Genomic DNA, 15,854 nt, shown 5'->3' with positions numbered 1-15,854 from the left:
TAAAAACATGAACCACAGAAAAAACGTTTTGTTTGCACTGATACTGGGGTTCTCAGGCCTCTATGGATTGTCCGCATTCGCCGGATCGGCAACCTGCGATCCCAGGAATGGCAGTGCGGCAACTTATGAAAATTCTATTCTGCGTGACCTGAGTAGCAATGAGAATGCACGAGGCAGCATTATCACTGAGCCAATGAACAGCAGTCAGGAGAACTACCAAATTAGCTGTAACTGTTCAGCGGCAGATGCATCAGGCGCGAATGGCGTGCTGATAATGTACAGTCTGCAAACCTCGTTGCCACTAGGTCACACCACTGACTACTTCAAAATCAATGATCATCTTGACGTTATGACCCAAGTCGCCATCCCTAAAAATGGCAATGTTACCGTTCCTACCAGCAAAGCCGTCAGTGACGGGACACATCATTGGGATAAGGAAAACACCGGTATCTGTGCTCAACAAAGCACACAAGATAACCTGAACACCGGTTCGCAGGGCAAAGTAGACCTTTACATTACGACACCTTTTATTGGCGAACTCACTATTCCACGCATTGAAATTGCCCGGGTTTATGCCTCTTCGGCAACGGTAAACACAACGGCTCCCCCGCTGGGATCGCCAGTAGCAGTTTTATATCTCAGCGGAACAATTACGGTGCCACAAAACTGTGAGATCAATCAGGGAGAAATTATCTCCGTCAGGTTTGGCACAATTCAGGCTAGTCGTTTTACTAAGATAAATACGCCACCTGACGGTTTCCGGCCTGTAACTTTTGATATCAAATATGACTGCACAAAAAGCGGGTTACCGGTCATCCCCAACAACGATAAGTTAGAGATGATTCTGGAGGGGCAGGACGTTGAGAATCAATATTACCTGATTGCACGCCGCCGCCCTTCCGATAACAAGGCAGATATTGGGATTGTGGTGCAGGATGCCGGTGGAACCTACATGCCCTTCGCACAAGGCGTTTTACCCATGAATCAGAATGGGTTGGGTAAAGTCACCCTCACCGCATTCCCAATCAATCTGGTGGGCGGTGAACTCGATACCGGCGAATTCGAAGCGACGGCGACGCTAAAAGTCGATATCCGTTAATTAAATCAGGCAGCGTCCCCGCTGCCTGTTTTCCTTTCTTAATTCAAAATCTCAATACTGATTAACCGGCTGTCGGCGCGGCCATGATCGTCGACGGCGCGGATTCGATATTGCCCGTTGTTGATGGGCCGCCAGTCGATGGCCGATTTACTGGCGGAACTACCGAGGTAAATATCATCGACAAACCAGTAGACCGTCTTGCTGTCCGCATCCGTCACCGCGTTAAACGAAATCCTGTCGCGTCCTTGCTGCGATTGCCGCAGGGTGTAGACCGTATTTTTGAGGGGAGACGTAATGCGTGGCGGATTTCCGCTGACCTCCACGCCCTCATCTTTACAGTGGTTCACCGGTGGTTTGCGCTTTGGCAGCCCCGCCTGAGCGAACACATTGGCCAGATCTGACGGCCAGAACTCGAACACTTCCGTACGGGTTTCGTTTTCTTCATAAGGCGGACACGCGACTTCACCGGTCAGCTTATCCAGCCTGACAGGGCGATAAACCGTATCGACCTTGATCGGTGATTTTCCGGGAATAAACCAGGTTTTGCCTTTTTGCTGGCACCACGGCGTCGGTAAATCCCCACTGGCGAGACAGATGTCTACCCGTTTTAGCTGTTTCGGGAACGGATGCCGGGGTTCCTGCAAAGCGGGATAGCTGGCATTAATACTGTCGATGATATTGAAGAACAGCGGTGCAGCGGCTTCAGCGCCCACAAAGACGTTGTTGCCTTTGCTGTCGAAATTACCTTCCCAGACCACCAGAACGTACGGCCCGAAAATCCCCACGCTCCAGGCATCTCGGAACCCCCACGAGGTGCCGGTTTTCCAGTAAACCGGCAACGAGGAAGGCTGCTGAGCCAGCGTATCACCGGGGCGACGGTGCTGACGCAGCATGTCCAGCGTCATAAAGCTGGCCTCCTCACTGAGCAATCTGACCGGCGTCGCGACAGCCTGATCGCTCTTTTGCATCCGCAGCGGTTGCAGCACACCACGGTTCGCCAGCAGCGCATACAGTTTTGCCAGTTCCTGCATCGTCACTTCACCGCCGCCCAGCACCAGCGAGAGGCCGTAATGGTTTTCGCTCGACATATCCGCGATGCCGGACAACCGCAGAAACTGGTAGAACGTCGGCTGCCGCAGCTGTGAAGCGACGTACACCGCCGGAATATTGCGGCTGAAGTTCAGGGCGTCGGTCGCCGTCACCGGCCCGAGAAAACGGCGGTCAAAGTTCTCCGGCGCATAAGCCCCAAACGCCGAAGGCACATCTTTCAGGATGGTCATCGGATGCAACACGCCCTGCTCCATTCCCAGCGCGTAAATAAAAGGCTTAAGCGCCGAGCCCGGCGAACGTTTGGCGTTCGTGCCGTTCACCTGCCCCTGAATTTCACGGTTATAATAATCCGCCGATCCCACCAGTGCCCGCACGCCCATGTCGCGGGTATCCACCAGCAGGGCGGCGGCATTATGGATCCCGCGGCTTTCATTGCGCGTGATAAAGGCGTTGACCTGCCGCTCGATCAACCGCTGTAAACCGGCGTCCAGCGTGGTGTCCACGCGGTTATCGGTCTGAACCATCTGCTGATTTTGCTGGCGAAGCTGCTCGATAAAGTGCGGGGCGATGTACGGCATCTGCTCCGGCTGACGCAGCGCCAGCGGCAGTTTGAACAATGAAATCTGGCTGCTGTCGGTCGCGTAATGCGCCTGCCAGCGGCCAAACAGCCGGTTACGCGCCTGCGTCAGTGCCGTGCCCAGCACGCCGGTTTTGGCGTCGATGCGGTAACTGGGAGATTGCGGCAAAACGGCCAGCGTCAGCGCTTCCGGCAATGTCAGGTCTTTCGGGGCTTTGTCGAAATAAATCAGGCTGGCCGCGCCGATGCTTTCAATGTTGCGGCCATAGGGCGCGTAGTTCAGATAGGCTTCGAGGATATCGTGCTTGGAGTAACTCAGTTCCAGCTGGATCGCGCGTAAAACCTGCATGATTTTGCCCGACGGCGTTCGGGTATTGAGATGCCAGTGCATCCGCGCCAGTTGCATGGTGATGGTCGAACCGCCCTGCATTTTTCCGCCCGCCACATAACTGCGCCAGAAACCCCGCATCAGGCTGAACGGATTGAAACCCGGATTGACGTAAAACCAGCGATCTTCGTGCAGCAACAGGCCTTTTACCGCCAGCGGCGAAACCTGTTCCAGCGGCGTCCAGACGCGATAACGATCGTCATTCGCCAGCGTGATGCGCATCAGCGTACCCTGCCGGTCATAATAGACGGATGAAAAAGGTTGCCCCTGAGAAAGCGGCGGATGCGGCCAGAGGCGGCACGCAAGAAGCAGCAGCGCCAGTAAGAAAACCGCCATGGCGATATTTTGCAGAAGGCGTTTGGCTGTTTTGAAAAAAGGAGGAGTGGTGTTCATCTTGCTACTCAGCGTCAGTTACGCCCCGCCAAAACAGCGGGGGCGTAGTCTGCGGTCTATTATTTTTTAGCTACAGCCGGTTCATCTGCCGGGACGACCACCAGTTTTTGATCACTGACGGACAGCGCCTGAACTTCGCGGTCATACATCGCTTCGCCATACGCCGGTGGGATGATGAAACTGCCGGTGTTGGTGGCTTTGATCTGATACACAAACTCCTGCACATCGGTGCTGGCGCTGCCGTAAATGACCACGCGGTCTTCGCGAATGTCGCTGTAATCCGGTGCCCACGTCGAGCCAGAGGCTGCCAGCGGTGACTGCCAGGATGCAGAAGCTTCTGCATCGCTGCTCTCATCGCTGCTGTCAGATTCCGGTTCCGGTGCCGATTGCTGTACCACTTCAAATCCGCCCGGCAGCAAATCGACAATCGCCAGATTATCCTGCCCTTCTTTCGAATTGGCGCGGATTTTCAGGTGTACGTTGATTTTCTGTCCCAGCGTAATTTGTGTGACCGGTTTACCCTGTTCATCGGTGTAATCACGGGTAATTTCCAGCCCGCGCGAAATGGCTTTCTTCGGCGCGGCGAGGTCATAACCGGCCTGCGTCACCACGTACCACGCCGGTGCGTCGTTACCATTTTCCACGCGTAATGCCTTCGCATCGGCCGTGAAATTGGCTTTCGCAAACAGCCCCTGAACGCTGGAAATCAGCTGAGGTTCAACATTTTTGGTTTTGCTGATCTGCGTGATTTTCAGCGCGTCCGGTGCCGTAGCCTGCGCCGCAACTTCGGCCGAATAACTCTCCAGCGCCAGAATGCTCATCGCCGAAGAATAGGTCGTATAACGCTCCTCTTTCAGCGCTTTAACCATATTTTCCAGTACCTGCGGCGGAATGGCGGAGACTTTTTCCGGGAAGTGGCGCGTGATGAGATACAAACGCGTCGCGTCCTGAACCAGCGGATCAAAGTAACTCTGCGTCCACCAGGCTTTGTCATACGCCTTACTCAGCTGCTTCCACGTAGGCTGCAACAAGGTATTGGCTTCATCATCCATTTTCAGCATGCGATAGGACGAGGCCAGATATAGCGCGCTGAGATCGGTTTTCCAGGTGTCCGGATAGCGTTGTTGCAACGTGTCCTGCACCGACGCCAGCGAACTTGTGGTGATTTCACCCTGACGCGTCAGCAGATAAACTGCCCAGGCACGCAGACGCAGACGCAGCGAGTACAAATCATCACTCTGACTGGCCGCCAGCTCGCGCAGTGCCGCATTGGCTTCATCGAGCATACCGGCCGGTAATGCAACGCCCGCAACTTTGGCTTCCAGCAGATATTGCACCACGTAAGGTGTGACGAACGGATCAGTTTGCGGCGACGAACGCCACAGGCCAATCGCGCCGCTGTCGTTCTGACGTGAACGCAGGATCGCCAGCATGTCTTTCAGTTTTTTGCTTGTATCCGCCTGACTCAGCGAACCTTTCATTTCCGGATGCTGACCTTCGAGGATCATCGGAATCGAACGGCTGACAATCTGCTCAGAACAGTAATACGGATAATCCGCCAGATACTGTGAAAGCCCGTTGGTCAGCACCAGCGGAGAGTTGGTCAGCACCAGCGGAGAGTTGGAAACCGCAGCTTTGCGCACCGCATAGGCATCAAACATCTGACGCAGGTTATCGACGTTCTGGCTGCTGCCGCTCATACGCCCCATCACTGACTGCGTGCGGAACGGCATGGCCGGGCGAACCGATGTGCTGATGGTGCGGCGACTGGTTTTATCGGCATACGTTGCTTCAAAGACCAGCGGCGCATCGCCCGGCACGGCTTTGGCGCGCAGACGGAAATTAATCACGCCTTCACGTTTTTCAGCCAGAGACAGGTTCTGATCCGCTTTACCGACCACTTCCAGCTGCGGCGGCACCGCCAGATGCACGGAGATGGCCACGCTCTTGCCGTTCAGTCCTTCGAGGTTATTGCTCACGCCGACGCTGACATCAAACTCATCGCCCGGCGCGACCATTGCGGGCACGTTTGGCGTCATGATGAAGTTATCGCGCACTGTCGCCGAGGTTTGCGCTTTGCCGATTTTGTCCGGTGTGACGGAAATCGCCATCACGCGGATTTTACCGTTGAAGTAATCCGGCACCTGATAATCAAACTGCTTCTCGCCGTTCACTTCGGTAATACCCGACCAGTACGCCACGGGTTTGTCGCGCTTGCGTTTGAACGGATTGACGTTCAGATCCAGCCCTTCACCGCCGTCACCGCCCGGCGCTGCCGCCAGCTGCATCAGCTTGCTGAACTCCGGCAGGATCAGGTCGAGGATTTGCGAACTTTCCACGCCCAGCTCACGTTTGCGGAAGAAATACTCCAGCGGATCTTTCAGGCGATAACGCGCCACCTGCAAAATGCCTTCGTCCACGGCAAACAATGCTACCTGCTGCGGGCCATCAGTCATGACGGTCATCGCCAGGTTTTCGCCCGGCTTAATAACTTCCGGCGCATCCACTTCCAGATAGTTCTGGCGCGCTTTGGTGCTGATCTTAAACGGCATCACGCCGTAACTCAGCGGGCTCATAAAGATTTCATTGGAATTCACATCACGCACAAATTGCACGTTGATGTAGCCGTTCCCTTCCATGCCCGCAGGCACACGAATTTTCTGCACGGAACTGGTGGTATCCGTGTGGAACCACTGCCAGCTGTAAACTTTATCTTTCTCGATGGTGATCAGCCCGCTGCCGGTATAAGGCGCGTTGATGGAAACCTCGATTTCCTCACCCGGCTGATATTCCGCCTGATTGAGTTTCAGCTTCAGTTCGGCGTTGCGATCCAGCGAACGGCTGAGGTTGGCGTTGCCCGCGACGGTATACGCAATACGGTTAAGCACTTTGCCCTGCGCGTCTTCTACCACCAGCACGAAATCCCCCGGTTTGTCGGTTGCCAGCGTCAGGTCGTTGCCCTGCGCGGTGAGCGAAAGCGGTTGTTCCGAAAGCTGCACTTCCTTCATTTTCGACTGATATTTATAAACGCCGGAATCCTGCTTAGTCAGAACCGAAATGTATTTCTGTTCAATCAGCGCCACTTTCAGCGCAGGCAGGGCAATCTGTTTCAGGGTCGGATCAACGGCAATCACGTTCAGATGACGAACCGCGCCGCGGTTGATGTACCCCAAATCGCCGTCCGGTTTCACACCAATCAGATAATCGTACGGCGAAACCAGAACCCGTGCGGTCGCAGAGACTGAACGCCCGCCACCGGCCACAAAGGCTTCTGACAGCAGTTGCAGCTGATACGTCGCATCGGCATAAGATTTCAGATCCAGCGGAATATTCGCCGTGCCTTTTTCGCCAGTCGTGCGGTCTTCCAGATTGGTTTCAAACCCGTCGCTGTTCTGGCGATTCTCGTAAAACGCATAGTCCGGGAACGCGTCGAAACTCGGATACATCGGGCGCAGCGTCAGTTTCGACGTCACGCGGCGATCCTGCGCTGGTGTACCAAACAGGTTTTGCACGTCGATATTGGCCTGCAATTCCGTCGGTTTCACCCAGCCCTGGTTACGTTCCGGCGTCAGTTGCAGTTTCACTTTCAACTGGTCCGGCTCGAACTCTTTCACGTTGACTGAGGTGTGGCCCAGCAGCACGGAAGATTCGTTGTCTTTGCCGATCAGGTACAGATAAACGTTCCATTCGCCGGTCGGTGAATTGTCGTCGGTGGTATAACTCAGTTCGTTGAAACCGCTGGCACCAAGCGTCAGCGGAACTGTGCTCATCAGCTTATCGCGAGGGTCATGAATTTCAGCGCGCACCGGAACACCGGCCAGGCCCATACTCCAGTCAGCGGCGCGGGTGATCAGACCGATGTTGAAAGTGTCACCCGGACGATAAACACCACGATCGGAGAACAGATAACTGCTCAGCGTGCGCGGGTCGTTCGGGGTTTCTTCGCCATCCACGTCGAACCGCGAGAAATCGAGGCCGCGGTCATTATTGCGGTCGGCAGGCAGGATACGTCGCCCTCTTTTTCGACCAGGAACATCACCGGCTGGCGTTCGCTGGTATAAACATCCAGCGCCGGGAAACGCACATGTCCGTCAGCGCCGGTGGTTTGCGTCAGCAGCGTGACGCCGTTTTTCGCGATAACCGACACTTTGGCGTTGCTGACCGGCGTACCGCTATGAATTGACTGCACAAATACGTCGCGGGTTTTATCCTGCGAACGCTTGGCAATAATCCCCAGATCGGTAACCACCACAAAGCGGGAATCGCCGACCGGCGCTTCGTCTTCGCTCTGATCGTCATCCTGATACTGATAACCGTCGTCATCGGTCGCAGGTTTTTCTTCTTTCTTCTTCGGATCCCATTCCGACAGCGTCAGCAGGAATACGCCGCGATGCGAACTCGGATCGGTGGACAGATAACGGGAAAGATCGACGCCCTGATAATTCACTTCACCCGGCTTGTCGTTATTTACCGCCGTCTGATATTTGAAATGCTCGGTAAAATACTCGTCATTCAGACGGTTAAATTCCGCCGACGAATATTCACGGCTTTTAAATGACACGATGTGTTGCAGCTGGCTCGGGATTACGCGTTTGATATCCAGACGCATTCCCGGCACGTTACGCGCGGCCACGCTGATTTGTTTGTCACCGTTCACCGACAGCAGCGAACCCTGCGACATAAATTGCAGAGACTTTGGATAATCCGGGACTTCAACAATGCGGTAGACTTTTTCCGGCATTTTATAGCCGCCGGAAGACGTCAGCACATTGTCGATCTCCACCAGCATGGCGCGGTGCGCCGGTGCATCGAAGCGGAAACTGAACTGCGGCTGATAGTCGCTTTCGGCTTCGTTCAGCTGAATATTCAGCGGCGTGGATTGCGCCAGCACGTTATTTTCGACGCTGTCCACATTCCAGCTGGCGTAATCGTCCGGGCCGGTTGCGGCGTCTGAATCGTTCGGATCGTGCTGCGGTAACAACCAGACTTTTACCGCGCGGCGGATATCTTTATCTTTCACCGCATCGCTGAACCCGATAATCAGCGCACGCTGACCTTTCGCGCCGTCGGCATCGACTACCTGCGCGCTGGCGTCACTCACGGCCAGGCTGTAAAGCGTTGGCACGGAAACCCAGACGTTACGCGCCTGCGTGGTTGCATTTGATGCCACCGACGCCTTCACGCCTTCGCCTATCGTCATGTGAACAGAGCCGCCGTGATCGAGCGATTTCAGCGGTTCGGAATGCACCCAGGCGTTGAGTTTTTTCTGGTCGTAGACCACGGAATAATTGAGTTTGGATTCCGTTTTGGCTTTCCCTTCGCTCAGGCCCAGAGAGATTTGTTTCTCAAAACTGGCCACATCCACCGGCGCATTGAATTTGACGTTGAAAATCGCGCTGCGTTTTTGCGGATCCTGCGGGTCCTGATAATACTCGGCGGTCCCGGACTGATAATCGAACGCAGGCGCTGTGAATTCATAACGCGTGGTCGCCAGTTTGATTTGCGGCGCGAGCAGTACGTCAGGCGTAAAACTCACTTCGTATTTTGTGCCCATCGGCAGCGGATTTTTTGGCGTAAAGACCAGCGTATAACCGCTGATCCATTTCCATTCACCTTCGGTTGCCGGTTTCAGCGAAATGCCTTTTTCGACCACTTTGCCGACATCCGTCAGCGGCGCAGCTGAATTTCTAAAATTAAAAATGGCCTGCTGAGGCGCAATTTTTTGCGCGGCATAATTAATCGCTTCCGGGTTGCTGACCCGCACGCTGGTTTCCTGATACACCATCGGTGCCGGTTCGATCGGCTGCGGACGGTTTAACCACCAGTGCCAGCCGTAAACGCCCGCACCTGCCGCGCACAGCAACACCAGAATAGCCAGACTGATGGCTTTCGGGTGTTTATCGACACCGCTTTCCATGCGCGTAAATCCGCGCTTCAGCCAGCCGGACATTGCCGTCCACCAGACCGGCGCACGCCAGTCGATATTGCCGACAACAGGTTTAAGGACGCGCCCGAGCAGACTTAAAATGAAAGCCATCGCGCGAAGGAGGCCTTTTATCAATGTAAAAGGCAAACGAAGTAAGAATCTGAGTAAATCCATTTGTAACTGTACCCCTAATCCCTATGACCCATAATCTGAAGTGATATTTAAGAAAAATATTTTGAAATTCAGAATATTGCGAAATGTGTTACGGAATATAAAATTCGCAAGAAGCGCGGCGAAGGATAATAACTATCCGACTAAAAAGCCATCATATAAAGCGTAGCAGCCCGACAGTTTTTTCGACCAATTTCTGCACTGTCAGCGGCGCAATTGTGTGAAACAATGGCGAAGGATATTGGAAGATAACTGTGTGGAAGGCGACAGGTAACATGAAGACCAAACTGATTACCCGCGAAGGCTATGACAAGCTCAAAACTGAGCTGGATTTTCTGTGGCGCGAAGAGCGTCCGGAAGTCACCAAAAAGGTGACCTGGGCCGCCAGTCTGGGTGACCGCAGTGAAAATGCCGATTATCAGTACAACAAGAAACGCCTGCGTGAAATCGACCGCCGCATCCGCTATCTGACCAAATGTCTGGAACAGCTGCGCATTGTCGATTATTCGCCACAACAGGACGGCAAAGTGTTCTTTGGCGCGTGGGTGGAAGTGGAAAATGACGACGGCGACATCAAGCGTTTCCGCATCGTCGGTTATGACGAAATCTTTGGCCGTAAAGACTACATTTCTATCGACTCCCCGATGGCGCGCGCGCTGCTGAAAAAGGAAGTCGGTGACAGTCTGGTGGTCACCACGCCGGTCGGCGATGCGACCTGGTACGTCAATGAAATCGACTACGGCAAATAATCAGATAACGCCCAAAACGTGAGGCACATCGTCCCGACGGCTGGCATTTTCAGCCTTCAAATCGTATAACGGTGCCCTGTATTTACGTCACTCACTAACGAAAAACTGATACCAGACCTATGAATGATCAACTGAGCCGCATTATCGCAAGTGAATTGCAGGTTCGCCCGGAGCAGGTTGCTTCCGTGGTGCGTCTGCTGGATGAAGGTAATACCGTGCCCTTTATTGCGCGGTATCGTAAGGAAGTCACCGGTGGGTTGGATGATACCCAGTTGCGTCAGTTAGACACACGTCTGGGATATCTGCGTGAGCTGGAAGACCGCCGCCAGACCATTCTCAAATCCATCGAAGATCAGGGCAAACTCAGCGACGATTTGGCAAAAGCCATTAATACCACGCTGAGCAAAACCGAACTGGAAGACCTGTATCTGCCATTCAAACCGAAGCGCCGCACGCGTGGACAAATCGCTATCGAAGCGGGACTGGAACCGCTGGCCGATCTGCTGTGGAATGAACCGCAGAACGAGCCGGAAACCACCGCCGCTAAATTTGTTGATGCCGAAAAAGGCGTCGCCGATACCAAAGCCGCGCTCGATGGCGCCCGCTACATTCTGATGGAGCGTTTCGCTGAAGATGCGTCACTGCTGGCGAAAGTCCGTGATTACCTGTGGAAAAACGCCCATCTGACCTCCCGCATGGTCGATGGCAAAGAGCAGGAAGGCGCGAAATTTCGCGATTACTTCGATCACCACGAACCGATTTCTCAGGTGCCTTCCCACCGTGCGCTGGCCATGTTCCGCGGCCGCAACGAAGGCGTCTTACAGCTGGCGCTGAATGCCGATCCGCAGCATGACGAACCGCCGAAAGAAAGTTACGCCGAACAAATTATTATCGACCATCTTGGCCTGCGGCTAAACAACGCCCCGGCCGACGTCTGGCGTCGCGTGGTGGTGAACTGGACGTGGCGCATCAAAGTGCTGCTGCACCTCGAAACCGAACTGATGGGTACCGTGCGTGAACGCGCCGAAGATGAAGCGATTAATGTTTTCGCCCGCAACATGCATGATTTGCTGATGGCCGCACCGGCCGGAATGCGCGCCACCATGGGCCTCGATCCGGGTTTACGTACCGGTGTGAAAGTCGCCGTTGTGGATAACACCGGCAAACTGGTGGATATCGATACCGTTTATCCCCATACCGGTCAGGCAGCGAAGGCGGCACAACAGGTTGCTGCGCTGTGCATCAAACATAATGTCGAACTGGTGGCTATCGGTAACGGTACCGCTTCCCGCGAGACTGAGCGTTTCTTCCTCGAGCTGCAAAATCAGTTCCCGGCGGTAAAAGCGCAGAAAGTGATTGTGAGTGAAGCCGGTGCGTCGGTGTATTCCGCTTCCGAACTGGCGGCGCTGGAATTCCCGGATCTGGATGTTTCCATTCGTGGCGCAGTTTCTATCGCGCGCCGGTTGCAGGATCCGCTGGCGGAACTGGTGAAAATCGACCCGAAATCCATAGGTGTCGGCCAGTATCAGCACGACGTCAGCCAGAGCCTGTTGGCGAAAAAACTCGATACCGTGGTCGAAGACTGCGTGAACGCGGTGGGCGTGGATCTCAATACCGCGTCCGTTCCACTGCTGACCCGCGTGGCCGGTCTGACCCGCATGATGGCGCAGAATATCGTTAACTGGCGCGACGAAAACGGTCAGTTCCGCAACCGTGAACAGCTGCTGAAAGTCAGCCGTCTGGGGCCAAAAGCCTTCGAACAGTGCGCGGGCTTCCTGCGTATTAACCACGGCGATAACCCGCTGGACGCTTCAACGGTTCACCCGGAAACCTATCCGGTGGTCGAAAGGATTCTGGCGGCGACGCAGCTGGCGCTGAAAGAGCTGATGGGCGATTCGAATGTGCTGCGCAGCCTGAAAGCCAGCGAATTCACTGACGAGCAGTTCGGCGTGCCGACCGTTACTGACATCATCAAAGAGCTGGAAAAACCGGGGCACGATCCGCGTCCTGAGTTCAAAACCGCGACCTTTGCCGATGGCGTGGAGACCATGAATGACCTGATGCCGGGCATGATCCTTGAAGGCTCGGTCACTAACGTCACCAACTTCGGTGCGTTCGTGGATATCGGCGTTCATCAGGACGGACTGGTACACATTTCTTCACTGGCGAACAAATTCGTCGAAGATCCGCACACCGTGGTGAAAGCTGGCGATATCGTTAAAGTCAAAGTGATGGAAGTTGATTTGCAGCGTAAACGTATCGCGCTGACCATGCGTCTGGACGAACAACCGGGTGAAGCGCCTGCACGCCGTTCTGCCGCGCCAGCTTCAGAGTCACGCGACAATCAGAAACGTCATACACCCAACAAACCGGCGGGCCGCAATGCCGCGCCAGCGGGCAATAATGCGATGGCCGATGCGCTGGCCGCCGCGATGGGTAAAAAACGCTAATTTCTACCTTTTCACCTATCAAACGAAAGCCGCTGATAACCAGCGGCTTTTTTTATGTATCTTTTTTCGACACTTTTTAAACTCAATCCTAATGAATCAATCACTGAGGTAAATCAATAAAACAGATGTCCCACAGGCATAGCATAGCCTCGCGGTGGAGATACCCGTGAAGAGGTCAACCTCTTTTCTTTTGTCTCCACACGCGTACTAATTATGATAACTATTCTCGTTTGTACTTCTTTGCGTATTCAATACGCCGTCAGCCAAAGGCTGGCAATTTCGCACCAGGGACAATTTCTGAGCAGTTCTTTTTGCCACAATAATCGCAGTTAAGTGAGATCAACGGGCATGGAAGCGCGGCGTAACATTTGTCACGCGGCCCCCATAAATGCCTGAACGCTTCGCGAGGAACTATGCAACTTCAATCAAAACGTGCTTACAAAATCACCGGCTTTTCTCATGAAATCAGCCCGGCTTATCGTCAGAAACTGCTGTCTCTCGGCATGCTTCCGGGGTCTTTCTTCAACATCATCCGCGTAGCGCCGATGGGCGATCCGGTGCAAATCGAAACCCGCCGCACCAGTCTGGTCGTGCGCAAAAAAGACCTCGACCTGCTCAAGCTTGAGATCCTGGCCTGATTTTTACTGATGAATGCTTTTTGCAAGATTGTTTAGCGCGGCCTCTGAAGGTTTTCCGCGTTTTTTCCCTTTCTCACACGTAGATCTGAACGTATGAAAGCACTGACTATTGGCCTGATTGGAAATCCAAACTCAGGTAAAACGACTCTTTTCAACCAGTTAACCGGTTCACGCCAGCGTGTCGGGAACTGGGCTGGTGTCACCGTCGAACGTAAAGAAGGCCAGTTCGCCACCGCAGATCACCAGATTACGCTGGTCGATTTGCCCGGTACCTATTCGCTGACCACCATTTCCGAACAAACCTCGCTCGATGAGCAAATTGCCTGCCATTACATTCTGAGCGGCGACGCGGATCTGATGATTAACGTCGTGGATGCCTCAAACCTTGAGCGCAATTTATACCTGACACTGCAACTTCTCGAGCTTGGTGTGCCCTGCATCGTCGCACTGAACATGCTCGACATCGCCAAAATCCAGAACATCAATATTGATATCCCGGCGCTGTCTGCGCGCCTTGGCTGTCCGGTTATTGCTTTGGTTTCTACCCGCGCCAGTGGTATCAAAGAACTGAAAGCCGCCATCGACGCATTGCCGCAAGTGGCAAAGCTTGAACGCGTGAAATATCATCCGGTGCTGCAACAGGAAGTGGACGTGCTGGCCGCAGAAATGCCGCAGGACATGGCGCTGCAACAGCGTCGCTGGCTGGCTTTGCAAATCCTCGAAGGGGATATTTACAGCCAGACGCACGCAGGTAATGCGCAGGGATTATTGCCGCAGGTGAAAGCCCGTCTGGCGGAGCAAAAGCTGGAAGATCCGGCGCTGCTGATTGCCGACGCGCGCTATCAGAGCATTGCGTCGCTGTGCGCGGACGTCAGTAACTCGCACCTCACCGCGCCCAACAAACTGACGCAGGTGTTGGATCGCGTGATCCTCAACCGTTTCCTCGGTGTCCCCATCTTCCTGCTGGTGATGTACCTGATGTTCGTGCTGGCGATTAATATCGGCGGCGCGTTGCAACCGATTTTCGACATCGGCTCCGCAGCAATTTTCATTCAGGGGATGCAATGGGTGGGCTTCACCCTGCACTTCCCGCAGTGGCTGACCATTTTCCTTGCTCAGGGCGTCGGTGGTGGTATCAACACCGTGCTCCCGCTGGTGCCGCAAATCGGCATGATGTATCTGTTCCTTTCCTTCCTTGAAGACTCAGGTTATATGGCCCGCGCAGCGTTTGTGATGGACCGCCTGATGCAGTCGCTTGGCCTGCCGGGTAAATCTTTCGTGCCGCTGATTGTCGGTTTCGGCTGTAACGTGCCGTCCATTATGGGTGCCCGTACGCTGGATGCGCCCCGCGAACGTCTGATCACCGTCATGATGGCGCCGTTTATGTCCTGTGGCGCACGACTGGCGATCTTCGCCGTATTCTCTGCGGCGTTCTTCGGGCAGGACGGCGCGTCCGTCGTCTTCTCACTGTATCTGCTGGGTATTGTCGTCGCCATCCTCACCGGCCTGCTGCTCAAATACACCATCATGCGCGGTGAAGCGTCGCCGTTTGTCATGGAACTGCCGGTGTATCACGTTCCCCATCTGAAAAGTCTGTTACTGCAAACCTGGCAGCGTCTGAAAGGTTTCGTGCTGCGCGCCGGTAAAGTCATTGTGATTGCGAGTATTTTTATCGGCGCACTAAACAGCTTCTCTTTCAGCGGTCGGGCGGTGGATAACATCAATGACTCCGCACTGGCTTCGGTCAGTAAAGTGCTGACGCCGGTGCTGGCACCGATGGGCGTGCACGCCGATAACTGGCAGGCGACGGTTGGCCTGGTGACCGGCGCGATGGCGAAAGAAGTGGTCGTCGGTACGCTCAATACGCTGTACACCGCAGAACATATCCACAATGAGGAATTCGACGCAGCAAACTTCCATCTGCTCGCTGAACTCGGGGGTGCCGTAGAACAAACGTGGCAGGGCCTGAAAGACACGTTCAGCGTCAGCGTGCTTTCTAACCCGATCGAAGCCAGTAAAGGCGATGGAGAAATGGGCGTCAGTTCGATGGGCGTGATGAGCACAAAATTTGGTACCGCCATTTCGGCTTACAGCTATCTGATTTTCGTGCTGCTGTACGTGCCTTGCGTGTCGGTCATGGGCGCGATTGCCCGCGAAACCAGCCGCAGCTGGATGACGTTCTCCATCTTCTGGGGACTGAACGTGGCGTATTCCCTGGCGACCCTGTTCTATCAGGTGGCTACTTTCAGCAACCATCCGGCGTACAGTTCGGGCGTTATACTTATCGTTTTGCTGTTTAACGCTATCGTTCTTACCTGCCTGCGCAAAGCTCGCAGCCGTGTCAGCGTTCATTTGCAGCCGCGTAATGTTGCGGCCTGTTGCGAACCGGCGACCGGCAACGACTGCCACTAGG

General features: G+C 54.5%; 6 protein-coding genes and 1 pseudogene. 5 read left to right on the top strand and 2 right to left on the bottom strand.

Annotation, left to right across the window (positions count from 1 at the left end; translation table 11 throughout):
- Nucleotides 1-7 precede the first annotated feature (7 nt).
- A complete protein-coding gene (locus J8X26_RS04930; RefSeq protein WP_152327531.1) occupies nucleotides 8-1,099 on the top strand; it encodes a fimbrial protein in 1,092 nt (363 codons plus the stop codon).
- 38 nt (nucleotides 1,100-1,137) lie between these two features.
- Here J8X26_RS04930 and pbpC read toward each other — a convergent pair whose 3' ends face one another.
- Nucleotides 1,138-3,507: a penicillin-binding protein 1C gene (gene pbpC / locus J8X26_RS04925; RefSeq protein ID WP_244370344.1), complete on the bottom strand. Its 2,370-nt coding sequence runs from the start codon at nucleotides 3,505-3,507 to the stop codon at nucleotides 1,138-1,140.
- Nucleotides 3,508-3,566: 59 nt separating this feature from the next.
- Nucleotides 3,567-9,607: pseudogene (locus J8X26_RS04920) on the bottom strand (MG2 domain-containing protein).
- A 272-nt stretch (nucleotides 9,608-9,879) separates the two neighbouring features.
- Here J8X26_RS04920 and greB point away from each other — a divergent pair.
- The 4 genes from greB (at nucleotide 9,880) to feoB (ending at nucleotide 15,853) form a co-directional block, all read left to right on the top strand.
- A complete protein-coding gene (gene greB, locus J8X26_RS04915; RefSeq protein ID WP_165060991.1) occupies nucleotides 9,880-10,353 on the top strand; it encodes a transcription elongation factor GreB in 474 nt (157 codons plus the stop codon).
- Nucleotides 10,354-10,472: 119 nt separating this feature from the next.
- Nucleotides 10,473-12,803: a Tex family protein gene (locus J8X26_RS04910; protein ID WP_208950296.1), complete on the top strand. Its 2,331-nt coding sequence runs from the start codon at nucleotides 10,473-10,475 to the stop codon at nucleotides 12,801-12,803.
- A 413-nt stretch (nucleotides 12,804-13,216) separates the two neighbouring features.
- Nucleotides 13,217-13,441: a ferrous iron transporter A gene (feoA, locus tag J8X26_RS04905; RefSeq protein ID WP_152327536.1), complete on the top strand. Its 225-nt coding sequence runs from the start codon at nucleotides 13,217-13,219 to the stop codon at nucleotides 13,439-13,441.
- Between the two features lie 93 nt (nucleotides 13,442-13,534).
- Nucleotides 13,535-15,853 carry a Fe(2+) transporter permease subunit FeoB gene (gene feoB / locus J8X26_RS04900; RefSeq protein WP_208950295.1) on the top strand — a complete coding sequence of 773 codons (2,319 nt, stop codon included), beginning with the start codon at nucleotides 13,535-13,537 and terminating at the stop codon, nucleotides 15,851-15,853.
- Nucleotide 15,854: the final 1 nt, after the last annotated feature.

It is taken from the genome of Rahnella sp. ChDrAdgB13 (genome assembly GCF_017655185.1).
Lineage (GTDB): Bacteria > Pseudomonadota > Gammaproteobacteria > Enterobacterales > Enterobacteriaceae > Rahnella > Rahnella contaminans.
Note: the sequence above shows the minus strand (reverse complement) of the source record. Positions and strands in the feature narration are given on the sequence as shown.

Coding starts and splice junctions, on each gene's coding strand:
- J8X26_RS04930 (WP_152327531.1), top strand. CDS start 8: ATGAACCACAGAAAAAACGTTTTGTTTGCACTGATACTGGGGTTCTCA.
- pbpC (WP_244370344.1), bottom strand. CDS start 3,507: ATGAACACCACTCCTCCTTTTTTCAAAACAGCCAAACGCCTTCTGCAA.
- greB (WP_165060991.1), top strand. CDS start 9,880: ATGAAGACCAAACTGATTACCCGCGAAGGCTATGACAAGCTCAAAACT.
- J8X26_RS04910 (WP_208950296.1), top strand. CDS start 10,473: ATGAATGATCAACTGAGCCGCATTATCGCAAGTGAATTGCAGGTTCGC.
- feoA (WP_152327536.1), top strand. CDS start 13,217: ATGCAACTTCAATCAAAACGTGCTTACAAAATCACCGGCTTTTCTCAT.
- feoB (WP_208950295.1), top strand. CDS start 13,535: ATGAAAGCACTGACTATTGGCCTGATTGGAAATCCAAACTCAGGTAAA.